The organism is Streptomyces flavofungini, from assembly GCF_030388665.1.
GTDB lineage: Bacteria > Actinomycetota > Actinomycetes > Streptomycetales > Streptomycetaceae > Streptomyces > Streptomyces flavofungini_A.
This window is the reverse complement of the sequence record NZ_CP128846.1, coordinates 1070893-1095178: the sequence shown is the minus strand read 5'-3', so window position 1 is coordinate 1095178 and position 24286 is coordinate 1070893. Positions and strand designations below refer to the sequence as shown.

Annotated in this window: 23 protein-coding genes; 18 read left to right on the top strand and 5 right to left on the bottom strand. The window is 70.9% G+C overall.

Annotated elements, in window-relative coordinates; translation table 11 throughout:
* Nucleotides 1–94 precede the first annotated feature (94 nt).
* The 5 genes from QUY26_RS04760 (at nt 95) to QUY26_RS04740 (ending at nt 5886) form a co-directional block, all read left to right on the top strand.
* On the top strand, nt 95–1531 hold the full coding sequence (locus tag QUY26_RS04760) for a class I adenylate-forming enzyme family protein (RefSeq protein ID WP_289943844.1): 1437 nt from the start codon (nt 95–97) through the stop codon (nt 1529–1531).
* A gap of 92 nt (nt 1532–1623) precedes the next feature.
* The gene (locus QUY26_RS04755; RefSeq protein WP_289943843.1) at nt 1624–2577 is read left to right on the top strand and encodes an ACP S-malonyltransferase; all 954 of its coding nucleotides are present in this window, start codon (nt 1624–1626) and stop codon (nt 2575–2577) included.
* Nucleotides 2577–3848, top strand: coding sequence for a cytochrome P450 (locus tag QUY26_RS04750; protein WP_289943842.1), 1272 nt, complete (start codon nt 2577–2579; stop codon nt 3846–3848). Before QUY26_RS04755 ends, QUY26_RS04750 begins: the two co-directional genes overlap by 1 nt.
* Before the next feature lie 62 nt (nt 3849–3910).
* Complete coding sequence (locus tag QUY26_RS04745) at nt 3911–5029, top strand: agmatinase family protein (protein ID WP_289943841.1); 1119 nt, start codon at nt 3911–3913, stop codon at nt 5027–5029.
* Nucleotides 5030–5139: 110 nt separating this feature from the next.
* Nucleotides 5140–5886 (top strand): thioesterase II family protein, encoded by a 747-nt coding sequence (locus tag QUY26_RS04740; protein WP_289943840.1) that lies wholly within the window; start codon nt 5140–5142, stop codon nt 5884–5886.
* Between the two features lie 220 nt (nt 5887–6106).
* Here QUY26_RS04740 and QUY26_RS04735 read toward each other — a convergent pair whose 3' ends face one another.
* Nucleotides 6107–6307 carry a hypothetical protein gene (locus QUY26_RS04735; protein WP_289943839.1) on the bottom strand — a complete coding sequence of 67 codons (201 nt, stop codon included), beginning with the start codon at nt 6305–6307 and terminating at the stop codon, nt 6107–6109.
* Between the two features lie 389 nt (nt 6308–6696).
* Here QUY26_RS04735 and QUY26_RS04730 point away from each other — a divergent pair, with 389 nt between their 5' ends.
* Entirely contained in the window at nt 6697–7956 is a 1260-nt protein-coding gene (locus QUY26_RS04730) for a sensor histidine kinase (RefSeq protein ID WP_289943838.1), read from the top strand.
* A gap of 9 nt (nt 7957–7965) precedes the next feature.
* On the top strand, nt 7966–8628 hold the full coding sequence (locus QUY26_RS04725) for a response regulator transcription factor (RefSeq protein ID WP_030363850.1): 663 nt from the start codon (nt 7966–7968) through the stop codon (nt 8626–8628).
* 97 nt (nt 8629–8725) lie between these two features.
* On the opposite strand, the gene QUY26_RS04720 is transcribed toward QUY26_RS04725, so the two are convergent.
* Nucleotides 8726–10030, bottom strand: coding sequence for a sensor histidine kinase (locus QUY26_RS04720; protein WP_289943837.1), 1305 nt, complete (start codon nt 10028–10030; stop codon nt 8726–8728).
* Nucleotides 10031–10226: 196 nt separating this feature from the next.
* On the opposite strand from QUY26_RS04720, the gene QUY26_RS04715 reads away from it, so the two are divergent.
* The 3 genes from QUY26_RS04715 to QUY26_RS04705 all read left to right on the top strand — a co-directional run bounded on the left by QUY26_RS04715 (nt 10227) and on the right by QUY26_RS04705 (nt 14647).
* The gene (locus QUY26_RS04715; protein ID WP_289943836.1) at nt 10227–10802 is read left to right on the top strand and encodes a PH domain-containing protein; all 576 of its coding nucleotides are present in this window, start codon (nt 10227–10229) and stop codon (nt 10800–10802) included.
* Nucleotides 10799–12391 (top strand): PH domain-containing protein, encoded by a 1593-nt coding sequence (locus tag QUY26_RS04710; protein WP_289943835.1) that lies wholly within the window; start codon nt 10799–10801, stop codon nt 12389–12391. The genes QUY26_RS04715 and QUY26_RS04710 overlap by 4 nt, the downstream gene beginning before the upstream one ends.
* A gap of 63 nt (nt 12392–12454) precedes the next feature.
* Nucleotides 12455–14647, top strand: a complete 2193-nt coding sequence (locus tag QUY26_RS04705; protein ID WP_289943834.1) for an MMPL family transporter — start codon at nt 12455–12457, stop codon at nt 14645–14647.
* 124 nt (nt 14648–14771) lie between these two features.
* Here QUY26_RS04705 and QUY26_RS04700 read toward each other — a convergent pair whose 3' ends face one another.
* On the bottom strand, nt 14772–15038 hold the full coding sequence (locus tag QUY26_RS04700) for a DUF5988 family protein (protein WP_289943833.1): 267 nt from the start codon (nt 15036–15038) through the stop codon (nt 14772–14774).
* Nucleotides 15039–15160: 122 nt separating this feature from the next.
* Entirely contained in the window at nt 15161–15895 is a 735-nt protein-coding gene (locus tag QUY26_RS04695) for a hypothetical protein (RefSeq protein ID WP_289943832.1), read from the bottom strand.
* Nucleotides 15896–16043: 148 nt separating this feature from the next.
* Here QUY26_RS04695 and QUY26_RS04690 point away from each other — a divergent pair, with 148 nt between their 5' ends.
* From QUY26_RS04690 to QUY26_RS04665, 6 genes are all read left to right on the top strand, one after another.
* Nucleotides 16044–17723, top strand: coding sequence for a flavin monoamine oxidase family protein (locus tag QUY26_RS04690; RefSeq protein ID WP_289943831.1), 1680 nt, complete (start codon nt 16044–16046; stop codon nt 17721–17723).
* Nucleotides 17724–17804: 81 nt separating this feature from the next.
* Entirely contained in the window at nt 17805–18230 is a 426-nt protein-coding gene (locus QUY26_RS04685) for a cold-shock protein (protein ID WP_289943830.1), read from the top strand.
* 55 nt (nt 18231–18285) lie between these two features.
* Nucleotides 18286–18642, top strand: a complete 357-nt coding sequence (locus tag QUY26_RS04680) for a GNAT family N-acetyltransferase (RefSeq protein WP_289943829.1) — start codon at nt 18286–18288, stop codon at nt 18640–18642.
* A complete protein-coding gene (locus QUY26_RS04675; RefSeq protein ID WP_436840481.1) occupies nt 18639–19406 on the top strand; it encodes an aspartate/glutamate racemase family protein in 768 nt (255 codons plus the stop codon). Before QUY26_RS04680 ends, QUY26_RS04675 begins: the two co-directional genes overlap by 4 nt.
* 9 nt (nt 19407–19415) lie before the next feature.
* A complete protein-coding gene (locus QUY26_RS04670; RefSeq protein ID WP_289943827.1) occupies nt 19416–19856 on the top strand; it encodes a nitroreductase family deazaflavin-dependent oxidoreductase in 441 nt (146 codons plus the stop codon).
* A 214-nt stretch (nt 19857–20070) separates the two neighbouring features.
* Nucleotides 20071–20286 carry a hypothetical protein gene (locus QUY26_RS04665; protein WP_289943826.1) on the top strand — a complete coding sequence of 72 codons (216 nt, stop codon included), beginning with the start codon at nt 20071–20073 and terminating at the stop codon, nt 20284–20286.
* Between the two features lie 7 nt (nt 20287–20293).
* On the opposite strand, the gene gndA is transcribed toward QUY26_RS04665, so the two are convergent.
* Nucleotides 20294–21733 (bottom strand): NADP-dependent phosphogluconate dehydrogenase, encoded by a 1440-nt coding sequence (gene gndA / locus QUY26_RS04660; protein ID WP_289943825.1) that lies wholly within the window; start codon nt 21731–21733, stop codon nt 20294–20296.
* Nucleotides 21734–21842: 109 nt separating this feature from the next.
* Here gndA and QUY26_RS04655 point away from each other — a divergent pair, with 109 nt between their 5' ends.
* Both QUY26_RS04655 and QUY26_RS04650 read left to right on the top strand, forming a co-directional pair.
* The gene (locus QUY26_RS04655) at nt 21843–22814 is read left to right on the top strand and encodes an acetylxylan esterase (RefSeq protein ID WP_289943824.1); all 972 of its coding nucleotides are present in this window, start codon (nt 21843–21845) and stop codon (nt 22812–22814) included.
* 128 nt (nt 22815–22942) lie between these two features.
* The gene (locus QUY26_RS04650) at nt 22943–24262 is read left to right on the top strand and encodes a transglycosylase family protein (protein ID WP_289943823.1); all 1320 of its coding nucleotides are present in this window, start codon (nt 22943–22945) and stop codon (nt 24260–24262) included.
* Nucleotides 24263–24286: the final 24 nt, after the last annotated feature.

Below are 24286 nucleotides of genomic sequence, written 5' to 3'. Positions count from 1 at the left end.
CGTGCGCGGAGCCGACCGGGGCGGGAGAAATGCTCGACCTTATCGTGCCTATCGAGCCCGATGATTCTCAAGTTTGGGAAAGGGGGCGGCTTTGATGACACCTCACATATTCACCGGGGATTCGGCGCGGACCTTCGCCGAATTCGAGCAGGAAACCTTGCGGGTCGCGATGGTCCTGCGCGCGGAGGGCGTCCGGCCGGGAGACCGGGTCCTGCTCAAGGCCGGCAACTCCGCGGCCTGGCTGAACGCGTTCTTCGCGCTGATGCACGTCGGCGCCTCCATCGTCCTCGTCGACCAGCAGGAGCACGCGCGCGAGACCGGACGCATCGTCGAGCGCACCCGCGCCCGGCTGTGTCTGTACGACGACGACGCCCCGGTGCCCGCCGAGACGCGCGATGCCGTCTACCTGTACAAGCTGCTCGTCGAGGCGTCCGGCCTGGTCCCCACTGAGCCGTCCCTCGACTTCGACGCCTGGTGCGCGCTGCCCGACGGCCTGATCATGTGGTCCTCCGGCTCCACCGGCACCCCCAAGGGCGTGGTGAAGAACGGCGGCCGCTTCCTGGAGAACCTTCGGCGCAACGCCGACCACGTCGGCCACCGCCCCGGCGACGTCCTCCTGCCGCTGCTGCCCTTCGCCCACCAGTACGGCCTGTCCATGGTCCTCATCGCCTGGCTCGCCAAGTGCTCCCTCGTCGTCGCGCCCCACCGGCGCCTGGACCGGTCCCTGCTCATGGCCGGGCAGTGCGGCGTCACCGTCATCGACGCCACCCCCGCCACGTACCGCAGCATGCTCAACCTCGCCGGGCGCCAGAGCGACGTGCGCGCGGCCCTCGGCGGCGTCCGCATGTTCTGCAGCGGCGCGGCGCCCCTCGACCCGGCCCTGTCCGACGCCTACGTCGACGCCTTCGGGCAGCCGCTGCTCGACAGCTACGGCAGCACCGAGCTCGGCAACATCGCCTTCGCCACCATCGACAACCCCGTCGCCTGCGGCCGTGTCATGAAGGGCCTGGAGATGAACGTCCAGGACGACGACGGCAACGTCCTGGCCCCGGGGGAGATGGGCGAACTCGTCGTCAACACCCCCGACATGATGTCCGGCTACCTCGCCGAGGACGGCACCCTCGACCCCGTCGACCAGGGCTGGTACCGCACCGGCGACCTCGGTCACCTCGACGCCGACGGCAACCTCTTCGTCGCGGGCCGCAAGCTCGCCGTGCACCGCATGGGCTACACCCTCTACCCGGAGATCATCGAGCGGAGGGCCGCCGCTGCGGGCTGCGCCGTCAAGGTGATCGCGCTGCCGGACGACGCGCGCGGCAGCGAACTCGTCTTCTTCGTCGAGGACGCCACCGGCAGGGACGCCGCCGAGTGGCGCACCCGCATCAAGGACGCCCTGCCCTCGTACGAACACCCCAACCGGGTCGTCGTCATCGACAGCTTCCCCCTCAACCGCAACGGCAAGCCCGACCGGCGCGCCCTGGAGCAGCGGGCGGCCGAGGGCAGGACGGCGGAACTCGCCACCTCGGCCTGAGCCCGCGCGATCGACGACACCGGCCGGCCGGACCGGCCGCACGAGCCGGACCAGCTTCACCAGCCAGACCAGCTTCACCAGACAGAGCGGACATGATGACGACCGACCAGGCACGCAGCGCCGTGGTGTTTCCGGGCATGGGGCCCTCGCGCTTCACCGACGTGGGCAAGTTCATGATGATCGACCCCTTCGTGCGAAAGCGCCTCGCCGCCGCGGACGACGCCCTCGGCCGCTCGGTCCTGGACGAGTTCCGCACCGCGGGAACGGACTTCGGGGCGTTCGCCCAGGTCGCCTTCTTCATCAACTCGGTGGCCCTGGCCGACCGGGCCGTACAGACCCAGGGCCTCGCCCCCGACGTCTGCGTCGGCTTCAGCTTCGGCCAGAAGGCCGCGACCGCGTTCAGCGGCGCCCTGCCGTTCGCCGAGGCCGTCCGCCTCACCCATGAACTCGCCCTGTGCGAGCAGCGGTTCTTCGAGGAGGAGTACCAGGACCTGGTGACGCTCACCATCACCAGGGTGCCCCCGGCGGCGCTCGATGAGGTCCTCGGCGAGCTGGCCGAGCAGGGTGAGTTCCACGAGGTCTCCGGCCACCTCGACGAGGGCATGCACATGGTCACGATGCGCGAGCAGGTCCTGGAAGGGTTCCAGCGCCGCATCAGCGCAGTCGGCGGCTACTCGCTGTACTCGATGAAGCCGCCCGCGCACTGCCGCGTGCTGACCGGCCTGCGCGCCCGCGTCGAGGAGGAGGTCCTCGCCAAGTTCGAGGTCGCCGACCCCGAACTGCCCCTGGTCGCCGACCACGACGGCTCCCTGATCACCCGCGCCGACCAGCTGCGCACCCTGCTCCTCGACACCTTCGACCACCCGGTCCGCTGGCACCCGGTCGTGGACACCCTGCGCGGCATGGACGTGCGCACGGTCCACGTCACCGGACCCGACCGGCTCATCCACCGCCTCGACGTCACCACCCGCGCCTTCGACGTGGTGGCACTGGGACCGGAGCAGGCCCTCCGGCCCGCACGGACCGCCTCTCGCAAGGAGCAGTGATGGCCACGCTCATGGACAGCAAGTCGGCCGGGTTCAAGTTCAGTGCCAAGCTCGGCGCGACCCGTGCGATCCTGCGCGCCTTCGGCGTGTTCGGGGACCCGTTCACACGCCTGCTCCAGGGCCAACAGGACCCGTACCCGCTGTATGCGAAGGTACGTCAGCGGGGCCCCGTGCACCGCAGCCACCTGGGCACCTGGGTCACCGGCAGCCACGAGCTCGGCACCCGGATCCTGCGGGACCGCACCCTGTTCCTCAACCGCGAACAGGGCGGCGTACCCGGCCACGAGATGATGGCCGAGATCCCCTGGAACAGCTCCATCCTCGGCCTCGACCCGCCCGACCACACCCGCCTGCGGCGCCTCGCCCAGCCCGCCTTCGGCCCCCGGATGATCAGCAAGTACCGGGTCCAGGTGGAGAAGCTCTGCAACGGCCTGCTCGACGACCTGGCCACCCGCGACGGCTTCGACCTCATCGAGGACTTCGCGGGACCGCTGCCCCTGCTGGTGATCGGCGAGCTCCTCGGCGTCCCCGAGGAGTACCACGACCGGTTCATCCGCGCCGGGCGCAAGGTCGGGCCCGTCATCGACGGCGTCAAGTCCCTGAAGATGGCACGGGACTTCCGCGGCGCCGTCGACGACCTCGACCAGGTCTTCACCGAGCTGATCGAGCTGCGCGCCAAGGACCCGGGCGAGGACCTCATCAGCCGCCTCACCGTGGCCAACGAGGAGGGCAAGCTCTCCACCGAGGAACTGCTCGCCTTCTGCACCGTCCTCGCCGTCACCGGCTTCGAGACCACCACCAACCTCATCGGCAACGCCGTCCTCGCGATGACCGGCGACCGCGCGCAGTGGGACATGCTGCGCGAGGACCCCGACCTCGCGCCCCGCGCCGTCGAGGAGACCCTGCGCTACGACTCGCCCGCCCTCCAGGCCCAGCGCGTCCCGCACGGCGATATCGCGCTCGCGGGACACCACATCCGGGCCAACAGCTCCGTGGTCGTCCTCATCGGCGCCGCCAACCGCGACCCCGAGGTGTACGACGAGCCGGACCGCTTCGACCTCACCCGCGAGAACCCGGCCGAGCACCTGTCGTTCTCCGGCGGCATCCACTACTGCATCGGCGCCCCGCTGGCCCGCATGGAGGGCGAGACCGCGCTGCGCGTCCTCGCCGAACGACTGCCGGACCTGCGCGTCGCCGGGCCCGTCGTGCGTCGCAGCTCGCCCGTGATCAGCGGCTGCACCCGGCTGCCCGTCAGCGGCACCCCCGCGTGAGACCGGTCGGATCCACCGTCTGAACACCCCCGAGTGAGTACCCCGCGCAACCGAGGAGAGAGATGAGCGAGACACCCGAGTCCGAGGCCTGGCGGCGGGAGGTCGATCGCTCCACGTTTCCGCGGCGCGACCCCGGCCCCATCGACCTGCGCCGCTACTACGTCCAGCCGTCCTACTCGGGCGTGCCCACCTTCATGGGCGTGCCCCTCGCCCTCAACCAGGAGGACCTGCGCGCGGGCGGCGTGGACGTGGCCGTGGTGGGCTGCCCCGTGGACGTCTCCAGCGGACACCGTGGCGCCGCCTACGGGCCGCGCGCCATCCGCGCCGACGAGCGCTACCTGTACGCCACGCCCGAGGGCTTCGTGCACTCCGCGACCCGCGTCAACCCGTTCAACGTCCTGAAGGTCGTCGACTACGGCGACGCCGCCGTGGACCCCTTCGACATCACCCGGTCCATGGAGCCCATCCGCGGCCTGGTCCGGGAGATCGCGGAGGTCGGAGCGCGGCCCGTCGTGCTCGGCGGCGACCACTCGCTGCTCTGGCCGAGCGTCGGGGCGCTCTCGGAGGTGCACGGGCGCGGCTCCATCGCCGTCATCCACTTCGACGCGCACCCCGACTGCCACGAGGAGCTGTTCGGGCACCGCGCCACCCACACCACACCGATCCGTCGCCTCATCGACGAGGAGATGGTGCCGGGCCCGAACGTCATCCAGGTCGGCATCCGCACCATCTCGGGCCCCGACGACCAGCTGTTCAACTGGATGCGCCGGGCCGGGATGCGCTCGCACTTCATGGCCGAGATCGAGCGGATCGGCTTCGCCGCCGTCATCGACAAGGTCATCGAGGAGGCCCGCGCGGTCGCCGACCACGTCTATCTGTCCCTGGACATCGACGTCCTCGACCCCGCGTACGCCCCCGGTACCGGAACCCCGGAGCCCGCCGGGCTCACCACCCGCGAACTGTTCACCGCCCTGCGCCGGATCGCGCACGAGACGGACCTGATCGGTATGGACGTGGTCGAGGTCGCCCCGCACCTGGACGCGGGCTACTCCACCGCCATGAACGCCCGCAGGGCCGTCTTCGAGGCGCTGACGGGGCTCGCCCTGAACCGCATCAAGATCTCCAGCAAGAACTACGCGAACCCGATCGTGGCCGGCGAGGTCCGCTTCCCGCTCCGCTGAGCGCGGCGGCAGCGGCATCCCGGGCGCGTACCGCGCAGACGTCGAAGGCGGGCCACGGCCCGCCTTCGACACGTTCACCCGCTCTCCTCCCCATGGATGGAACCCCTGTCATGACGACCACCGCCGCCGACCTGTGGGTCCGCAGCTACCACCCGGCCCCCGACGCCACCGCCCGCCTCGTCTGCTTCCCGCACGCGGGCGGCTCGGCCAGCTTCTACTTCCCCGTGTCGGCCGCCCTGAGCGAGGTCGCCGACGTCGTCGCCGTGCAGTACCCGGGCCGCCAGGACCGGCACACGGAGAAGGGCATCGAGTCCATCGCCGAGCTGGCCGACCGCATCGCCGAGGCCCTGCGCGACCACGACGACTCGCTGCCGCTGACCTTCTTCGGCCACAGCATGGGCGCCGTGCTCGCCTTCGAGGTGGCCCGCCGCCTGGAGCGGGACGGCCGCGCTCCCGTGCACGTCTTCGCCTCCGGCCGCCGCGCGCCCTCCAGCCACCGCCCGGAGAACGTCCACCAGCGCGACGACGACGGCGTCATCGCCGAGATGCGCAAGCTCAGCGGCACCGACCCGCGGGTGCTCGGCGACGACGAGGTGCTGCGCATGGTGCTGCCCGCCATCCGCAGCGACTACACGGCCATCGAGACCTACCGCGCCGAGCCCGGCGCGCAGATCGGCAGCCCCATCACCGTCCTGGTCGGCGACGACGACCCGCGGACGACTCTCGACGAGGCCCGGGCCTGGGAGCCGCACACCCTGGGCACCTTCGACATGAAGGTGTTCCCCGGCGGCCACTTCTACCTGACCGACCACGCCCAGGACGTCATCGCCGTCCTCAAGGCGCACTTCACGTCGTAGGACAGCACAGGGCGGGTCGTCCGGCGCGTGTCACCGCGCCGGACGACCCGCCCTGTCGTCCACGTCTTTGAGCCCCCCGCGCAGTCCCTCATGTCTCTCGTCCCGCACGTCTTTTTCCGGACATGAAGAAACCCGGTGGCCGGTTACGGGGGAGAACCGGCCACCGGGAGTTCGGCCCCTGCGACAGCAGGGGAGTGAAAACACCCGGGGGAGGGGGGTTTCAGTTGTGTACGGACTTACGGGTACGTGAACTCGCGCAGAACGCGAGGATGACCAGACCGACCACGCCGATCGCCAGGCTCACCCACGAGGGGCTGTCGTCACCCAGGAGTGCCGTGACACCGAATTTTGTGTCCCAAATGCGCTCGGTCAGGAATGAACCGAATCCCTGAACCGCCAGGACGATGCCGACCCACAGCATGTCGCTCCTCAAATGATCTGTTCGGGTGAGCAGTCTTGTTGCTTCTCGCGCCGCGCCCCGGCCGGTGTTGCTTGGGTGTTGCTCCTGCCGGGCTGCCAACAAGACTTATTCAACCGCTTGACGCAGGTGCCGGGGCAGAGGGAAACGTTGGTACTCCTACCGACGAAAGTAGTGACCGACTCCGGCGTTCCCCCTCTCGTGGGCCTGGTGTGCCGAGGACGCGAGGTGCACGGCTCCCGCCGGAGGAGCGTTGGCCAGGGGGCGCGAAAGCCACCAAGGGGACGTTAAAGTCCCAGGTCAGGGCTGCGGGTAGGGCCCAGCCGCCATACGCATTAAGCTCTGCACGACCCACAGAGCGCGAAGCCGACATGTACGGGGGTGGGCTTGTCGTGCAGCCAGCCAGGACGGCCGGAGAAAAGTCCGACGACGAATCCGGCAAGCCATCCGTTTTCCGCCCGACGACGACCGACATCACGCTGCTGACAGCCTTGGTCGTCCTCAACGTCGTCGTGGCCGTCTGGAACGAAACCCACCACGAAGGCCATCCGCGGTTTGGGCCGTGGGCGGGGTTGGGGTTGCAGGTGGTTGTGGTGGTGGTGTTGGTGGTGCGGCGGGTGTGGCCGTTGTTTGTGTTGGGTGTGGCGACGGTGTCTGCGGTGTTGATGTCGTTGTCGGTGTGGTTGGTGCCGGGGTTGTTGGTGACGTCGGTGGATGGTTCGGGGGTGTGGGTGCCGTTGGCTGCGCCGTTCGCGGCGTATTCGGCGGTGGTGTATTCGTCGCGGCCGCGGGGTGCGTGGGTGTTGACGGGTGTGTTGACTGTGGTGGCGACGCGGTTGTGGGAGTTGTCGTTCGCGGTGGCGGCGTCGGGGGTGTTGTTGACGGCGGTGCCGGCGTTGTTGGGGATGTATGTGGCGGCGCGGCGGGGGTTGATCGTGGCGTTGACGGAGCGGGCTGAGCGGGCGGAGCGGGAGCAGTTTTTGTTGGCGGAGCGGGCGCGGGCGGAGGAGCGGGTGCGTCTTGCGGGGGAGATGCATGACGTGGTGACGCATCGGGTGTCGTTGATGGTGTTGCAGGCGGGGGCGTTGCGGGTGGTGTCGTCGGATGAGCGGGTGCGGGCGGAGGCGGAGGGTTTGCGGGCTGCGGGGTGTCAGGCGTTGGAGGAGTTGAGGGATTTGGTGGGGGTTTTGCGGTCTCCGGAGAGTGCGGTGGGGTTGGTGGGTGGTGTGGGTGATGACGGGGGTGTGGGTGTGGGTGATTGGGGTTTGTCGGTGTTGGTGGAGGAGTCGCGGGCGGTGGGTGTTGAGGTGGTGTTGAGTGAGTCGGGGGATCGTTCGGTGTCGTCTCCGGTGGTGGCGCGGACGGCGTATCGGATTGTGCAGGAGGCGTTGACGAATGTGCGGAAGCACGCTCCGGGGAGTGGGGTGCGGGTGGAGGTGCGGTATGAGGCGGATCGGGTGCGGTTGAGGGTGCGGAATTCGGCTCCGACGGCGGCGGTGGATCGGGAGTTGGCGTCGTCTGGTTCGGGGAGTGGGTTGAAGGGGTTGCGGCAGCGGGTGGAGTTGGTGGGCGGCACGTTCGAGTCCGGCCCCCGCCCCGACGGCGGCTTTCATATCGAAGCCGTACTGCCGATGGAAGCGCACCATGGATAGACTGTGACCATGGGGCATGAAGTCGTAAAGGTGTTGGTTGTTGATGACGAGCCCATGGTCTGCGCGCATTTGAGAACGATTCTCGGTTCGGCCGAGGACATTGAGGTCGTCGACGCCGCCCATGACGGAGCCGCCGCGGTGGAGGCCGTGATGCGGCATCGCCCCGATCTCGTTCTCATGGATTTGCGGATGCCGGGCGTGGACGGCCTCACGGCGATCGAATGCATCATGAAACTCGACCAGCCGCCGAAAGTCGTGGCGCTCACCACATTCGACGCCGATCAGTATGTGATGCGGGCGCTGCGCAGTGGAGCAAGTGGATTTCTTGTGAAATCCACGCCCCCCGAGGACCTGATCGGCCTCGTCCGCGTCGCCGCCGACGGCCACACCGTCCTCTCACCCGTCGCCATGCGCCGTATCGTGGCGGCGTCCTCCGACGAGGACGCCGCGCGCGAGCGCGCCAAGGCCCTGGTCGGCAAGCTCACCGAGCGCGAGACCGATGTCCTCACCTGCCTCGGCGAAGGCCTGTCCAACGCCCAGATCGCCACGAAGCTGTTCCTCAGCGAGGCGACGGTCAAGGGCTATGTCTCCCGCATGCTCGTGAAGCTGGAGTGCACCAACAGGACCCAGGCGGGACTCCTCGCCTACGACGCGGGGCTCGTCAGCCGCTGACGGTCGCGGGGAGCCCCGCAGCCACACGTACGGACAGCGCGGACAGCGCGAAGGGCCGGAGCTTTCAAAGCTCCGGCCCTTCGCGCTGTCCCACCGCCTACTCCTTGAAGACCGACCCCGGGGGCCCCGCGGGACCCGCCGACGCCGACTGCGTGCCGTTGTCCGAGCGGATCCACGTCACCGTCGTCGGCACATAGCTCGGCAACACCGACTTGACGGTGAAGCCGCCGTCGGGGCGGGGGCCGGACTCGAACGTGCCGCCCACCAACTCCACCCGCTGCCGCAACCCCTTCAACCCACTCCCCGAACCAGACGACGCCAACTCCCGATCCACCGCCGCCGTCGGAGCCGAATTCCGCACCCTCAACCGCACCCGATCCGCCTCATACCGCACCTCCACCCGCACCCCACTCCCCGGAGCGTGCTTCCGCACATTCGTCAACGCCTCCTGCACAATCCGATACGCCGTCCGCGCCACCACCGGAGACGACACCGAACGATCCCCCGACTCACTCAACACCACCTCAACACCCACCGCCCGCGACTCCTCCACCAACACCGACAAACCCCAATCACCCACACCCACACCCCCGTCATCACCCACACCACCCACCAACCCCACCGCACTCTCCGGAGACCGCAAAACCCCCACCAAATCCCTCAACTCCTCCAACGCCTGACACCCCGCAGCCCGCAAACCCTCCGCCTCCGCCCGCACCCGCTCATCCGACGACACCACCCGCAACGCCCCCGCCTGCAACACCATCAACGACACCCGATGCGTCACCACGTCATGCATCTCCCCCGCAAGACGCACCCGCTCCTCCGCCCGCGCCCGCTCCGCCAACAAAAACTGCTCCCGCTCCGCCCGCTCCGCCCGCTCCGTCAACGCCACGATCAACCCCCGCCGCGCCGCCACATACATCCCCAACAACGCCGGCACCGCCGTCAACAACACCCCCGACGCCGCCACCGCGAACGACAACTCCCACAACCGCGTCGCCACCACAGTCAACACACCCGTCAACACCCACGCACCCCGCGGCCGCGACGAATACACCACCGCCGAATACGCCGCGAACGGCGCAGCCAACGGCACCCACACCCCCGAACCATCCACCGACGTCACCAACAACCCCGGCACCAACCACACCGACAACGACATCAACACCGCAGACACCGTCGCCACACCCAACACAAACAACGGCCACACCCGCCGCACCACCAACACCACCACCACAACCACCTGCAACCCCAACCCCGCCCACGGCCCAAACCGCGGATGCTCTTCCCGGGGAAAGCCGCTCCAGAAGGCGACGAAGACGTTGAGTGCGATGAGAGTGGCGACGAGGATGGTGTCCTGAACGGCGCTGCGGCCCAACCATCGAATCGGCCCTGTCACGCGGTCACCCTACTGGCGCCCACACGCCCACGAAGCGGACGTGGTCCATACGAAACAGCGGAGCGTACGAAAGTGGGTAGCGCGCTCCCGAAGTTGCAACCTTGGTCGCTTCCACTGCACACGAAGCGCTCTGCCTCGCTCCCCGCCCCGGTTGTTTGGCTGGTGGGACAACGACAGCCACAAGGGCGGAGGGGCAGTGCCACAGCAGACGCGGCAGGCAGCGCGGGACGGGGCGGAGGCGACACATCCGGACGCCGATGTTCCGGTGCTGGCCGGTGTTCCGCCGCTGTCGTTCGGTGTGCCGCGGCCCGCCCGCCGCCCGGACCGGCGCGCCGTCCACTGGTGGCTGACGCAGAACCTCCTGGTCGTCGTGCCGGTGCTCGCCGCCCTCGCGGCCGCAGCCCTGACGCCCGACGCCCCGTCCTGGCTGTGGGCCGTCTTCGGGGTGCTGTGCCCCGTCGGCGCGGGCTACGCGCTGCTCACCCCCTGGTACCGCTACCGCGTGCACCGCTGGGAGGCGGGCGTCGACGCGGTGTGTGCCACCTCCGGCTGGCTCACCCGGGAATGGCGTGTCGTGCCGTTCACCCGCATCCAGACCCTGGACACCAAGCGCGGCCCGCTGATGCAGCTCTTCGGGCTCTCCGCGGTGACCGTGACCACCGCGTCGGCGGCGGGCCCGGTCACCCTCGTCGGCCTGGACCGGCACCTGGCCGAAGAGCTGGTCCGGGACCTCACCGAGCGCGTCCGCGCCCTGCGTGAGGACGGCACGTGACCGTGCGTACACCGGTGCTCGACGTGTCGAATCCGCAGCCGCCGACCGCGGCGGAGCCGTGGCAGCGACTGCACCCGCGCATGATCGTGGTCAGCGTCAGCTGGCTCGTCGGCCCGGCCGTGCCGCTGCTCGGCGCCATCCTCGTGGCCCGGGACCTGCTCAACACCCACGGCCTGATCGTGCTCGGCTCCTACATCGTGGTGGCGGGCGTCCAGGCCGGACACGAGTGGGTGCGCTACCGCACCACCCGCTTCCGCATCACCGACAGCCTCATCGAGCTGCACTCCGGGCTCCTCTTCCGTACCGACAAGTCGATCCCCCGCGACCGCGTCCGCAGCGCCGATCTGACGGCCAACCCCGTGCACCGCCTCTTCGGGCTCGCGGCCGTGAAGGTCGGCACCGGGGAGCACACCGCCCGCAGCGAGGACGAGGAGCTGGTGCTCGACGGGATCTCGCGGGAACAGGCGGTCCGGTTCCGCGCGCTGCTGCTCAGCCGCGGCGAGGGCGACACCGGCGGCGAAACCCCCGCGCTGCCGGTGCCGCTCGCGCGGATGCGCTGGTCCTGGGCCCGCTACGCCCCTCTGACCGTCACCACTTTCGCCGGGGTCCTGGCCGTGGTCACCGGTGTCTCCAAGCTCCTGGACACCCTCGGACTCGACGTCACCGACAGCGGCACCGCGCGGAGCGTCTGGGACTGGCTGGCCGCCGTGCCCCTCGCCGTGGCCATCGCCGTCGTGGCCCTGGTGCTCCTTGCCGTCGGCGTCGCGGGCTCGCTGGTGACGTTCACCGAGGCCTGGTACGGACACCGGCTCGAACGCGAGCCGGGAGGTGCCCTGCACATCAGCCGCGGCCTGCTCACCTCCCGGTCGGTGTCCGTGGCCGAGCGGCGGATCTGCGGCGTCGAGCTGAGCCGTCCCCTGCCCCTGCGGCTGCTCGCCGCCGGCCGGCTGACCCTCCTGGCCACCGGGCTCGGCGGCCGCGGCACCCAGGTCCCCGGCTCGCTCGGCCCGGCCCAGCTCATCCCGGCCGCCCCCCTGAACTCCGCGCACCAGATCGCGGCCGACGTCCTGAACGAGGCCACGTCGCCGATCACTGAGGCGGTGCTGCGCGGTCACCCCCGGCCCGCGCTGCGCCGCCGTCTGGTGCGCGGTTGCCTGTGGGCCCCGGCCGGGGCAGCGGCCCTGGCCGGGGCCGGCACGGCCGCCGGAGCGCTGCCCTGGTGGGCCGCCCCCGTCGCCGCGGCGCTCACCGCGGCCTGCGGGGCGCCGCTCGCGGTGGACGCCTACCGCGGCCTCGGCCACGCGCTGAGCGGTGACCACCTCGTCGTACGACAGGGCACGTTCGTCCGGCGGACGGTGGTGCTGCGGCGCGACCGGATCGTCGGCTGGACCGGCAGACAGACGTTCACGCAGCGGCGCGCCGGACTGTGCACGCTGACCGCCACCACCGCGGCCGGGAAGGGCGCCGTCCGCATCCGCGACGTCGGCGTCGCCGACGGGCTCCGCTTCGCGGAGGCGGCGCTGCCCGGCCTCGTCGCCCCCTTCTGCACCGCGCCGACCGGCCGGCGCACGGACCGCGGCCGGCCCTGAACCGCACCACAGACCCCCGCAAGACCAAGTACTTCGGCGTGATCCGGAGTGGAGGAAGGAACCGTGTTCAAAGCACTAGGACGTTTCGTCGTCGGCCACCGCTGGCTGGTGATCATCAGCTGGCTCATCGCCGGGGCGGCCGTCATCGGCTTCGCCCCGTCGCTGACCACCACAACCGATCAGGCCGAGTTCCTTCCCAAGCACTACGAGTCGATCCAGGCGCAGAAGATCCAGGAGAAGGCGTTCCCGAAGGGCTTCAGCCCCTCGGCGATCGTGGTCTTCACGCGCGAGGACGGCAAGGCCCTGGACAAGGCCGACTCGGCCGAGATCACCAAGATCGGCAAGGCCCTGCAGGCCAAGAAGTACGACAAGGTCGAGCAGGTCATCACCGCGCCGCCGTCACCGCACAAGAAGGTGCAGACGGTGATGGTGTCGATGGCCGACGTGAAGGCGGGCGACAAGAGCCAGCAGCACGCGGTCGAGGACATGCGCGACGACCTCAAGCCGATGGTCGCCGACTCGGGGCTGAAGTGGGGCGTCACGGGTGACGCGGCCACTCAGCTCGACAACGAGGAGGCCTCCAAGGAGGCCGACGGGCTGATCTTCATCGGCACCATCGTCCTGATCGTCGTCCTGATGACGATCATCTTCCGCAGCCCCACGATCACCGTCCTCACCATCGTCGGCATCACCCTCGTCGCCCAGATCGCCAACGGCCTGATCGCGACCGCGGCCAAGGAGTTCCACCTCAAGGCCGACAGCTCGGTGTCGTCGCTGCTCATCGTGGTGCTCTTCGGCGTCGGTACCGACTACATCCTGTTCCTGATGTTCCGTTACCGGGAGCGACTGCGGCTCGGTGAGGACTCCAAGACCGCGATGATCTCCGCCATCGGCCGGGTCGGCGAGGCCATCGCCTCGGCCGCGGGAGCCGTCGTCGTCTGCTTCCTCGCGCTGCTGCTCTCCTCGCTCAGCTTCCTCGTCTCCATGGGCCCGGCCCTGGCCATCGCCATCGGCGTGACCCTGCTCGCCAGCCTCACCCTGATCCCGGCGATCATCTCGCTGATGGGCACCAAGGTGTTCTGGCCGTCCAAGTCCTGGCAGCGGGAGCCGCGCGCGGCCCGCTTCGAGGCCATGGGCAAGTCCGTGGCGCGCCGCCCGGGCCTGTTCGCCGTCGGCTCCGGTCTGCTCATGATCGTGCTGGCCCTCGGCGCGTTCGGCTACAAGCCGACCTTCGCGAGCCAGGAGGACGAGAACTCCAAGAAGGAGTCGCAGGTCGCCCTGCACGCCATGAGCCAGGACCTGCCGGCGGGCAGCACCAACCCCAGCACCGTCCTGATGCGCTCCACGAACGGCGAGAAGCTGAACGAGGCCGACATGAAGGCCTTCGTCGGCAAGCTCAAGCAGGTCAAGGGCGTGGGCAGCGCCTCGCGTTCGCAGCTCAGCAAGGACGGCAGGACGGCCGAGTTCAACGCCGTGCTGACCATGGACCCGAACGGCCGCAAGGCCATGGACGTCGTCCGCGGCCCGCTGCGGACCACGGCCCACGAGTCCGCGCCGCCCGGAACCGAGACCAAGGTCGGCGGCGTCACCTCGGTGTTCGTCGACATCAACAAGGCCGTCAACCGGGACTTCTCCGTGGTGTTCCCGACCGCGGCCGCGCTCATCATGCTCATCCTCGGCCTGCTGCTTCGCAGCATCGTCGCGCCGATCTATCTGATGGTCTCCGTGGCCCTCGGCTTCGGCGCCACCCTCGGCGCCAGCGTGATCCTGTTCCAGCAGATCGAGGGCCAGTCGGGTCTGACCTTCTTCCTGCCCGTGATCATGTACTTGTTCGTGGTGGCCATCGGCACCGACTACAACATCCTGATGGTCGCGCGGCTGCGGGAAGAGGCGAAGGAAGGCCTCGGCCCGCGTGCGGCCACCGCCAAGAGCATCCAGCACGCGGGCCCGACGGTGGCCGCGGCCGGTGTGATCCTCGCGGGCACGTTCGCGTCGATGCTGCTCGCCAGCGATGTCTCGCTCGCCCAGATCGGGTTCGCGGTCGCCTTCGGCATCGTCATCGGGGCCTTCGTGATGGCCATGTTCTTCACGCCGGCCCTCACCGCCCTGCTCGGCCGGGCCGCGTGGTGGCCGCGCCGCATCCGCCATGAGCCGTCGCGCCAGGGCACGCCGCCGCACGGCGGACACCAGAACCCGGTGCCCGCGCAGAGCGGCAGCCCGTACGCGTCCTACCCGCCCCAGGGACGCGGCGACTGACGGGACCGGATTCCCCCCGGGTCCGGTCCGCACGAGAATGGGCCCCCACCGCGAAGGCGGTGGGGGCCCATTCTCGTGGGGGTTCCGGGAGCGCGTGACCCTGGTGGCGCGTTCTGCCCCGCTGCTACTCGGCGATTTTCGTGCGGCCGACCCAGCGCAGTTTCAGCGGGTCGGCCGCTTCGGCGAGCGCGGTCCCGTCGAGCGTGACCGGCGCGTCAATGAACTCGTAGTGCTCATAGCCATTTCCGTGCCGAATCTTGATCTTCTCGGCGGAGCAGATCACTTCGTTCAACTCGGCGAGGACGACATTCCCCGAAAGCGTACTCGGACCGCCTTCGAGGTGGACGGAGTTCAACGTGATGGCGGAGATGGTGTTGTCGATTCCTCGCATGGGTCACCTCTCGTCTTGACACCTCTGACCGTTGAGATTGTTCTGTGACCGCGCGGCGTTCGGATAGCCCCGGAGTACCCCTCAATAACCCCTATCGCGAGGGCGTCTCACTCCGTGGAAGTTCACGACCGCACAGCCGTGGGCACCGGCTCGGGGTGTCCCTGCGGCTGCTGCCCCTCGGTCGCGTGCGCAAGGGGCAGGGACGCGAGCGCGCTGAACTTCTCACCGAGCGGCTGGATGACGTTCCGCTCGACCTCGTAGTAGCTCGTGAGCGCCGAGAGCGGCACCCGGCGCAGGTGCCAACGCCCCGTGAGATTGCAGCCGGTCCCCGCGTCCGGCGTGAAGTGTCCGGTCAGCCAGCCCTGGTCCTCGCCGTCGAGGGTGTGCTCGAGGCGGAAGTGGTTGAACAGGCTCTGCGCCGTGGTGCGCACCGTCTCCCGCGGATCCTGCGGCCGGGGCTCCGCCACGCCGAACCAGCACTCGGGCTCCTCGGCGTCCTTGACGTAGGCGTCGTTGAAGCCGAGCCACGGCCACACGAACGCGAGGTGGCGGGCGTCGGCGGTGCGCACGTCATCGGCACCGCGGCCGTCCGCGATCCGGTCGGCGTCGATGTAGAAGCGGCCGAGCCAACTGGGCAGCCACAGGTAGTAGGGGTACGAACTGTCGTCGGACAGCAGGTAGCTGTTGGCATTCGAGAACAGTTCGTTCCCGGCTATGGGGCGCAGTCGCACACCGTACTCGGGCAGACTGAAACGCACGCTGAGAACCTCGAAGAACGACCGGACGTCCTGGAAGTAGGCGGCCAACGAGTCGTAGGCGCCGGCGGTTTCGGCGACGACATCTTTGCGGAAGATCATGCGGTTTCTCCAGCGGCTCAGGCGTGCGGTCCCGGACGCCTGAAGCGCGGGGGACCAAATGTGCTAAGACGTGTACGTGAGCGCGACTGTAGATCAACACCAGAGGGTGGTAAACCATGCAGTGGCAAATACGGCCACGGTGTCGACCATGCGAACTCGCCAGCCATTACCGGCCGTTCCGGAAGTCGACACGGCGATAGTCGGAGCGGGAATCGGCGGCTGTCTCCTCGCGGCCCGACTCGCCCGGCACCGGGAGCGCGCCGGTGAATTCCACCCCGGCCGGGTGGCGCTCTTCGAACGCGCGCACCGCGTCGGCGGACGGCTCTGGTCGGTCCCCATGGGTGAACGACTGCACGCCGACCTCGGCGCGATGCGCCTGCACAGCGGACTGCGGCAGGTTCTCGACGTCGTCCACGAGGCACACCTCACCGGCGACCTCGTGCCCTTCGACTTCGGCCGCCCCGAGAACCCCACCCACGTCCGCGGCGTCACCCTGCGCCAGCGCCACCTGGCAGACGCCGCGAGGATCCCCTACGACCTCACGGGCGGCGAACGCGGCCTGAGCCCCGACGACCTGGTGCTCCGCGCGGCCGACGCGCTCGTCCCCGGCTTCACCGCACTGCGCCGCCGCCACCACGAATCCCTGGAGAGAGGCGACACGGAACGCGCCGCCCAGAGCGCCACCGCCTTCCGGACCCGCCGCGACCGGGCGACCCTCCAGGGCCGGCCCCTGCGGTCGACCACCTACGCCGACGCCCTGCGGGCCGTGCTCGGCGCGGAGGCCGTCGCGTTCCTGCACGACACCGGCGGCTACGACGTGGCGTACAGCAGGGAGAACACCGCCGAACAACTCGGCATCCTCTTCCGCACCCCGCCCCGCGCCGCCTATCTGACGCTGCGCCGCGGCATGCAGAGCCTGCCCCTCGCCCTGCGCGACCGCTTCACGGCGGCGGGCGGCACCCTGCGCCTCGGCCACCGGCTCCTGCGCGTCGACCGCGCGGGGCCGCACCACGACCGCGCCGCGTCAGAGGCCACCGCATCCGGCGGCACCGCGTCAGGCGGCACCGCGCTCCGGGACACCCGCCGCCCCCGCTACCGCTTGACGTTCGCCCTGGAGGACCCCGAAGGCCGCCCCACCGGTGCCCACGCCCACGTCCACGCGCACACCGTCGTGCTCGCCCTGCCCCCGGGCCCGCTCCTGCGGCTCGACGGGGACGGCCTGCCGTTCACACCCCGGCTGCGCGCGGACCTCCAGGCGGTCGAGGCCGTGCCCGCGCACAAGCTCTTCCTGCTCTACCGGACGCCGTGGTGGCACGGCATCGGCGTGACCCGCGGCCGCGCCACCACGGACCTGCCCCTGCGGCAGCTCTGGTACGGCGGCACCTGCCCGCCCCCCGGCCCCGCCCGCGCCGACGGCCCCGCGCTGCTGCTCGCCGCCTACCCCAGCGGCCCCGCCACGAAGACCTGGGAGGCACTGCACGAGCCCGGCGCCGGCCCCACCGACCCCGGCCAGGCCCTGGTCGAGCGGGCCCACCGACTGCTGGAGCGCATGCACGGCCTGGCGCGCCTCGAAGACCCGCTGTCCGTGCTCCGGCAGGACTGGAACCTGCCGCCGCACGACGGCGCCTGGCACGTCTGGCGGCCCGGCCGCGACCCCGACGAGATCGCGCCCCGCGTCCGCCGTCCGCTGCCCGGCGAGGCGGTGTACATCGTCAGCGACTGCTGGACGTCCGACCCCGGCTCGATCGAGGGAGCCGTGGCCGCCGCGGAGACGGTGCTGCGGGACCACCTGGGGTGCGGGCCGTCGGCCCTCGGCCCGACAAGGTAGGTTCGGGCTGCAGATTCAATCGGTTGTGGGGGCTCACACAGGGTGATGCCCGCCGTGTGGCGTGTGGTGAGGTGTGCTGGCATGGCTGTGCTGACGGCAGGGAAGGTCCTGCGGTTCGACGAGGTCCGCGGCTACGGGTTCATCGCCCCCGAGGTGGGCGACGAGGACGTTTTCATGCACGCGAACGACCTCGTGGACGAGAAGTACCTCTACCAGGAGGGAAGCCAGGTCGAGTTCTTCCTGGAGATGGGGGAGAAGGGGCCCAAGGCGTCGAACATCCGCCTGGTCCACCAGTCGACCTCGCACCAGCTGCCCCGCGGCGGCCTCGCGGCCCGCCCCGCCGCTGCCGCCGCCGGACCGCGGACCACGGCGGAGGCCGACGCCTTCCGCCAGGAGCTGACCGAGGCCCTGCTCGACTCGGTGGACTCGCTGACGGGCGATCAGATCAAGCGGGTCAGGGACCGCGTCCTCGACCTCGCGCAGGCGCGTGGCTGGATCGCCTCGTAGGTTGGACGGGACCCCGGTGCGCACAAGCCGGGGCGTGCGAAGCAGAGGAGCGGTGATGAGTGACAGCGGCGGAGCCGTCGACATCCACGACGAGCGGGCCGACGGCGCCCTGCGGGCCCGCGACGACGGCCAAGTCGTCGGCGAGATCATCTACTTCACCCTGTCCGAGCCCGCGCCCGCCCTCGTGCCGGTGCACACGGAAGTGCCGTCCGCGCACGCGGGCCGGGGCATCGCGGGCGCCCTCGCCCGGGAGCTGTACGCGATCGCCGCCCGCGAGGGCCGTGCCGTCGTACCGCTGTGCCCGTACGTCGCCAAGTGGGCCGAACGCCATCCGGACGAAGCGTCGGCCCCGTCCGCCGAGCTGGTCGAGGCCGCCCTCGCCAAGGCCGAGGCGGATCCGTCGGCGTGGTGACCCTGGCGCTCCTGCACACCTCGCCCGCGCACGCCCCCGTCTTCGACGCCCTGCGCGACGCGGACCACCCGGGCCTCGTGCTGCGTCACCTCGTCCGCGAGGACCTGCTCGCGCGCGCCCGCGCCGAGGGGCCCGACGCCGTCGCCGACGCCGTGCGGGCGGCGCTCGCCGAGGCCGCCGACGGCGCCGACGCGGTGCTGTGCACCTGCTCGACCATCGGCGGCGTCGCCGAGTCCCACGCCGCCGCCACGGGTGTGCCGGTGCTGCGCGTCGACCGGCCCATGGCCGCCGCCGCGGTGCGCGCGGGCCCGGCCGTCGCCGTCGTCGCCACGGTCGCCTCGACCCTGGAGCCGACCGTCGCCCTCGTGCGGGAGGAGGCGGCCCGCGCGGCCCTGCCCGTCGACATCCGGACCGTCCTGGTGGACGGTGCCTGGGAGCGGTTCGAGGCGGGGGACCGGGCGGGATACCTGGGGCTCGTCGCCGCCGCCGTCGAGCGGGTCGCGGGTTCGGTCGGCGCGGTCCTCCTCGCGCAGGCGTCCATGGCGGACGCGGCCGACCGCGTGCCCGCCGGGACACCCGTGCTCAGCAGTCCCCGCACCGGCCTGCGCGCGGCCGCCCGCCGGTGCGGGCACCCCGCACCGGAACCCGCCGCCGTACGAGCCGTTCGACCCGCGCGAGCCGCTTTCTGCGCACAAGCCGTCGAGGCCGTTCAAGGAGCGGATCACTCCCAGGGCATGAGGTCCTCGCCCGGCAGCCCCGCCTAGGGTTCCACCATGACCTCATCCGAAGAAGCCGTGCTCAGTCCGACGGGCTGGGTGGCCGAACAGGCCCGTCTGTACGAGGAGTCGGGCGGCACGAAGGGCGCCGTCATCCAGGGAGCCCCCTGCCTGCTGCTCGACTACAAGGGCCGTCGCTCCGGGCAGTGGCGGCGCACCGTCCTCATCTACGGCCGCGACGGCGACGACTACCTGATCGTGGCGTCCAACGGCGGCGCCGACAGGCACCCGCTGTGGTATCTGAACCTGCGCGACGAGCCCGACGTCCGGCTGCGCGTGGGCACCGAGCGGTTCGCCGCCCGCGCGGAGACCCTTTCGGCCGAGGAGAGGGAACGCGTCTGGCCGCACCTCGTCGACGTCTTCCCTCGGTACGCCGACTACCGCAGGAAGACCAGCCGCGACATCCCCGTCGTACGCCTCAGCCGCGTGCGGGACTGACCCGCCCCCGGCGCGGGACGATCGGGCGGCCCGGGCCCGCGACGGCCCGGGTGGCCCGGATCACCCGGAGTGGGGACGCGTGGAGTCACCGGGCGTGGGCACGCGAGGCGGGAGAGAGTGGAAACGCCCGTGGCCCGGTCCTCCGGGCCGGACACGGCCCGCCGGGCCGTGTCCGGTCCCGGGCGCGACCCGCCTCCGATCCGCTGGAGGAACCATGACCAACCCGTTCCCCGACCCCGTACCGCCCGGACCCACCCCGGGCCCCCGTCCGGACCCGACGCCGGGTCCGGGACCCGCACCCGACCCGGGCGGGCCGCCGCGCCCCGTCCCGGACCCCGTGCCGCTGCCGGAGCCCTCGCCGTCCCCGGTGCCGAGGCCGCCGGGCGGCCCGGACCCCGTACCGCCGGAGCCCGAGCCGTCACCCATGTGACCGATCGCTACGCGGACACCTCGGAGCGGTCCCCGCCCCACAGCGTGTGGAACGAACCCTCCCGGTCCGTGCGCCGGTAGGTGTGCGCGCCGAAGTAGTCGCGCTGCCCCTGCGTGAGCGCGGCCGGGAGCCGGTCGGCGCGCAGCGCGTCGTAGTAGGCGAGGGCCGCGGCGAAGCCCGGGGCGGGCACGCCCTGGAGCGTCGCGGCGACAAGGACGGCCCGCCAGTCGTCCTGGGCGTCGCCGATCTCCCGCGCGAAGCTCTCGTCGGCGAGCAGGCTCGGCAGGTCGGCGCGCGCGTCGTAGGCGGCGCGGATGCGGTCGAGGAACGCGGCCCTGATGATGCAGCCGCCGCGCCAGATCGCGGCGACCCGGCCCAGGTCGATGTCCCAGCCGTACTCCGCGCTGCCCGCCGCGACCTCGTGGAAGCCCTGCGTGTACGACACGATCTTGGAGGCGTACAGCGCCTGCTCGACCCGGTCGGCGAAGGCGGCGGCCTCCTCCTTGCCGAGAGGCTCCGCCTTCGGGCCCGCGAGGCCGCGCGAGGCGTCGCGCAGGTCCTTGTGACCGGACAGCGAACGGGCGAACACCGCCTCCGCGATGCCCGACACCGGCACCCCGAGGTCGAGGGCGATCTGAACGGTCCAGCGGCCGGTGCCCTTCTGCTCGGCCCGGTCCTGGACGACGTCCACGAACGGCTCGCCGGTGGCGTCGTCGACGTGCGCCAGGACCTCGGCGGTGATCTCGACCAGATAGGAGTCGAGACGGCCGGTGTTCCAGGTGCGGAAGATGTCCGCGATCTCGGCGGGGGAGTATCCGGCGACGTCCCGCAGCAGTTGGTAGGCCTCGGCGATGAGCTGCATGTCGGCGTACTCGATGCCGTTGTGCACCATCTTCACGAAGTGCCCGGCGCCGTCCGGGCCGATGTGCGCCGTGCAGGGGCTGCCGTCGGCGGCCTTCGCGGAGATCTTCTCCAGCATCGGGCCGAGCGCCTCGTAGGACTCCTTGGAACCGCCCGGCATGATGCTCGGGCCGTTGAGCGCGCCCTCCTCGCCGCCGGACACGCCCGTGCCGACGAAGTGGATGCCCTGCTCGCGCAGCTCGCGCTCGCGCCGCCGGGTGTCAGCGAAGTGCGCGTTGCCGCCGTCCACGATCATGTCGCCCGGTTCGAGCAGTGGCGCGAACTCCCTGATGACCGCGTCCGTCGGCTCCCCGGCCTTGACCATGACGACGAGCCGGCGCGGGCGCTCCAGGGCCGCGACGAAGTCCTCGGCGGACTCGGCGGCGACGAAATCGCCCTCGTGGCCGAACTCCTCGACGAGGGCACGGGTCTTGGCCCCCGTGCGGTTGTGCACCGCGACCGTGTATCCGTTGCGGGCGAAATTGCGGGCGAGGTTGCGCCCCATCACCGCGAGTCCCGTGACACCGATCTGCGCTGAAGCAGTCATGCTCTGGCTCCTGAGTTCCTGGGTAATCCGAGGTAACGCATCTGCGCGCCAGTATCGCCCGGCGACGTACCGTGACTTCCCGACACCGTGTCCGAAGGAGGAGCCGCCCGTGCCCCATTTCGATCTGCCTCTGGAAGAACTCCGCCGATACCGTCCGGAATTGCCCGAGCCGGACGACTTCGACGCGTTCTGGGAGAAGACCCTTTCGGCCGCGCGTGAACACGATCTGAACGCGCGGTTCGAGCGGATCGCGACGGCGCTCACGACGGTCGACGTGTTCGACGTGACATTCGCGGGCTTCGCGGGACATCCGGTCAAGGGCTGGTTCCTGGTCCCGGCGGGGGCGACCGAGCCGCTGCCCACGATCATCGAGTACATCGGGTACGGGGGCGGGCGGGGGCTGCCGCACCAGCGGCTGCTGTGGTCGGCCGCCGGGTACGCGCACTTCGTGATGGACACGCGGGGACAGGCAAGCAGCGGCTCCGCGGGCGACACCCCGGACCCGGCGGGCAGCGGTCCCGCGCACCCGGGCTGTCTGACGCGCGGCATCGACGACCCGCACGACTACTACTACCGGCGCGTGTTCACCGACGGCGTGCGCGCCGTCGAGGCCGTCCGCAGCCACCCCCTGGTGGACCCCGGGCGGGTCGCCGCGGTGGGCGGCAGCCAGGGCGGCGGCATCTCGATAGCCGTCGGCGCGCTCGTCGGCGACCTCGCGGCGATCGCCCCCGATGTGCCGTTCCTGTGCGACTTCCCGCGCGCCGTGACGCTCTCGGGCCGACTGCCGTACCAGGAGGTCGCCCAGTATCTGCGGACCCGGATCGGCAGGGACGAGCGGGTGTTCCGGACCCTTTCGTACTTCGACGGGGTGCACTTCGCGGCCCGTGGTCGTGCGCCCGCGCTCTTCTCCGCCGCGCTCGAGGACGAGACCTGCCCGCCGTCCACCGTTTTCGCCGCATTCAACTCCTATGCGGGGTCGGAACGTTCGATGGAGGTGTACTCCTTCAACGACCACGAAGGCGGAGGACCATATCAGGAAGACGTGCAACTCCGGTGGCTCGCGGGACATTTGGGGAAGTGACTCGGAATCCCCCGTGCCATGCCCCCTCGGCGCCGTACCCTTGTCACGCCCATGGCCGACCGGCTAGCTTGCGGCCTTGTCCTGTGGCTGACGTGTGATCAGTCCGACGTGTGTCTGAGGGGGCTTTCATGGCCTTACGAGGCCGGCATCGCCGGTACCAGCCGAGCCGGATCAACCGTGCCTCGCTCACAGTCACGGCGGGCGGGGCCGGCATCGCCCTGCCGCTGATGTCCGCGGGCACGGGCCACGCCGCGGACGTGGACACCTGGAACAAGGTCGCGGCCTGCGAGTCCACCAACAACTGGAGCATCAACACCGGCAACGGCTATTACGGCGGCCTCCAGTTCACCCAGTCCACCTGGGAGGCCTACGGCGGCACGGCCTACGCCTCGCGCGCCGACCTCGCCACGAAGAGCCAGCAGATCGCCGTCGCCGAGAAGGTCCTCGACGGGCAGGGTCCCGGCGCCTGGCCGGTGTGCTCCCAGCGCGCGGGCCTCACCCGCGGTGGCGACAGCCCCGACACCAAGCCCGCCACCGCCCCGCAGCAGCAGAAGGCGACCGGCGCGGCGAAGACCGGCAGCGCCCCGAAGACCCCCAAGCGCACCGTCCGTGACGTCAAGCCGGAGGTGACCCCGCAGTCCACCGCGGGCACCGCCCGGATGTACACGGTCGTCCGCGGCGACACCCTCTCCGGCATCGCCGAGGAGCGCCGCGTCCGGGGCGGCTGGCCGCAGCTGTACGAGAACAACCGCCGCACCATCGGCGACGACCCGGACTTCATCTCCCCGGGGCAGCGGCTCTCGCTACGCGGCGCGGCGAAGGGCAAGACCCCCGTGCGCCCGCCGGAGCGCCGCGCCCAGCCCGAGCGCCCGGAGCGCCCGGAGAAGCGGCCCGTGCAGCACGACGCGAAGAAGCCGGAGGGGAAGCAGGAGCGCAGGCCCGAGCGGGCGCACCCGTCGGCCAAGGAGCACAAGCCCGCCCCCGAGCGGAAGCGGGACACCGCGCCCGCGGGACGGCAGGAGGCCGAGGCCGCCACCTCCTCGTCCGGCGCGACCGCACCCGTCTCCGGCTCCATCGGCACGGCGTACCGCGCCTCGGGCAGCTCCTGGTCGAAGGGCTACCACACGGGCGTCGACTTCCCCGTACCCACCGGCACGTCCGTGAAGGCCGTCGCCTCGGGCACGGTCGTCTCCTCGGGCTGGGGCGGCAGCTACGGCTACCAGGTCGTCATCCGGCACACCGACGGCAAGTACTCGCAGTACGCCCACCTGTCGGCGCTCACCGTCAAGGCCGGGCAGAAAGTCGGCCCCGGCCAGCGCATCGGCCGCTCCGGCTCGACCGGCAACAGCACGGGGCCGCACCTGCACTTCGAGATCAGGACCGGTCCCGGCTTCGGCGCGGACGTGGATCCGCTGGCGTACCTGCGGGCACGTGGGGTGCGCATCTGAGGCGGGCGCGCGTCTGACCTCCGC

What these genes read in the sequence shown, in the direction of transcription:
- QUY26_RS04760 (WP_289943844.1), top strand. Translation starts at nt 95, where the DNA reads ATGACACCTCACATATTCACCGGGGATTCGGCGCGGACCTTCGCCGAA.
- QUY26_RS04755 (WP_289943843.1), top strand. Translation starts at nt 1,624, where the DNA reads ATGATGACGACCGACCAGGCACGCAGCGCCGTGGTGTTTCCGGGCATG.
- QUY26_RS04750 (WP_289943842.1), top strand. Translation starts at nt 2,577, where the DNA reads ATGGCCACGCTCATGGACAGCAAGTCGGCCGGGTTCAAGTTCAGTGCC.
- QUY26_RS04745 (WP_289943841.1), top strand. Translation starts at nt 3,911, where the DNA reads ATGAGCGAGACACCCGAGTCCGAGGCCTGGCGGCGGGAGGTCGATCGC.
- QUY26_RS04740 (WP_289943840.1), top strand. Translation starts at nt 5,140, where the DNA reads ATGACGACCACCGCCGCCGACCTGTGGGTCCGCAGCTACCACCCGGCC.
- QUY26_RS04735 (WP_289943839.1), bottom strand. Translation starts at nt 6,307, where the DNA reads ATGCTGTGGGTCGGCATCGTCCTGGCGGTTCAGGGATTCGGTTCATTC.
- QUY26_RS04725 (WP_030363850.1), top strand. Translation starts at nt 7,966, where the DNA reads ATGGGGCATGAAGTCGTAAAGGTGTTGGTTGTTGATGACGAGCCCATG.
- QUY26_RS04700 (WP_289943833.1), bottom strand. Translation starts at nt 15,038, where the DNA reads ATGCGAGGAATCGACAACACCATCTCCGCCATCACGTTGAACTCCGTC.
- QUY26_RS04695 (WP_289943832.1), bottom strand. Translation starts at nt 15,895, where the DNA reads ATGATCTTCCGCAAAGATGTCGTCGCCGAAACCGCCGGCGCCTACGAC.
- QUY26_RS04690 (WP_289943831.1), top strand. Translation starts at nt 16,044, where the DNA reads ATGCGAACTCGCCAGCCATTACCGGCCGTTCCGGAAGTCGACACGGCG.
- QUY26_RS04685 (WP_289943830.1), top strand. Translation starts at nt 17,805, where the DNA reads ATGGCTGTGCTGACGGCAGGGAAGGTCCTGCGGTTCGACGAGGTCCGC.
- QUY26_RS04680 (WP_289943829.1), top strand. Translation starts at nt 18,286, where the DNA reads ATGAGTGACAGCGGCGGAGCCGTCGACATCCACGACGAGCGGGCCGAC.
- QUY26_RS04670 (WP_289943827.1), top strand. Translation starts at nt 19,416, where the DNA reads ATGACCTCATCCGAAGAAGCCGTGCTCAGTCCGACGGGCTGGGTGGCC.
- QUY26_RS04665 (WP_289943826.1), top strand. Translation starts at nt 20,071, where the DNA reads ATGACCAACCCGTTCCCCGACCCCGTACCGCCCGGACCCACCCCGGGC.
- gndA (WP_289943825.1), bottom strand. Translation starts at nt 21,733, where the DNA reads ATGACTGCTTCAGCGCAGATCGGTGTCACGGGACTCGCGGTGATGGGG.
- QUY26_RS04650 (WP_289943823.1), top strand. Translation starts at nt 22,943, where the DNA reads ATGGCCTTACGAGGCCGGCATCGCCGGTACCAGCCGAGCCGGATCAAC.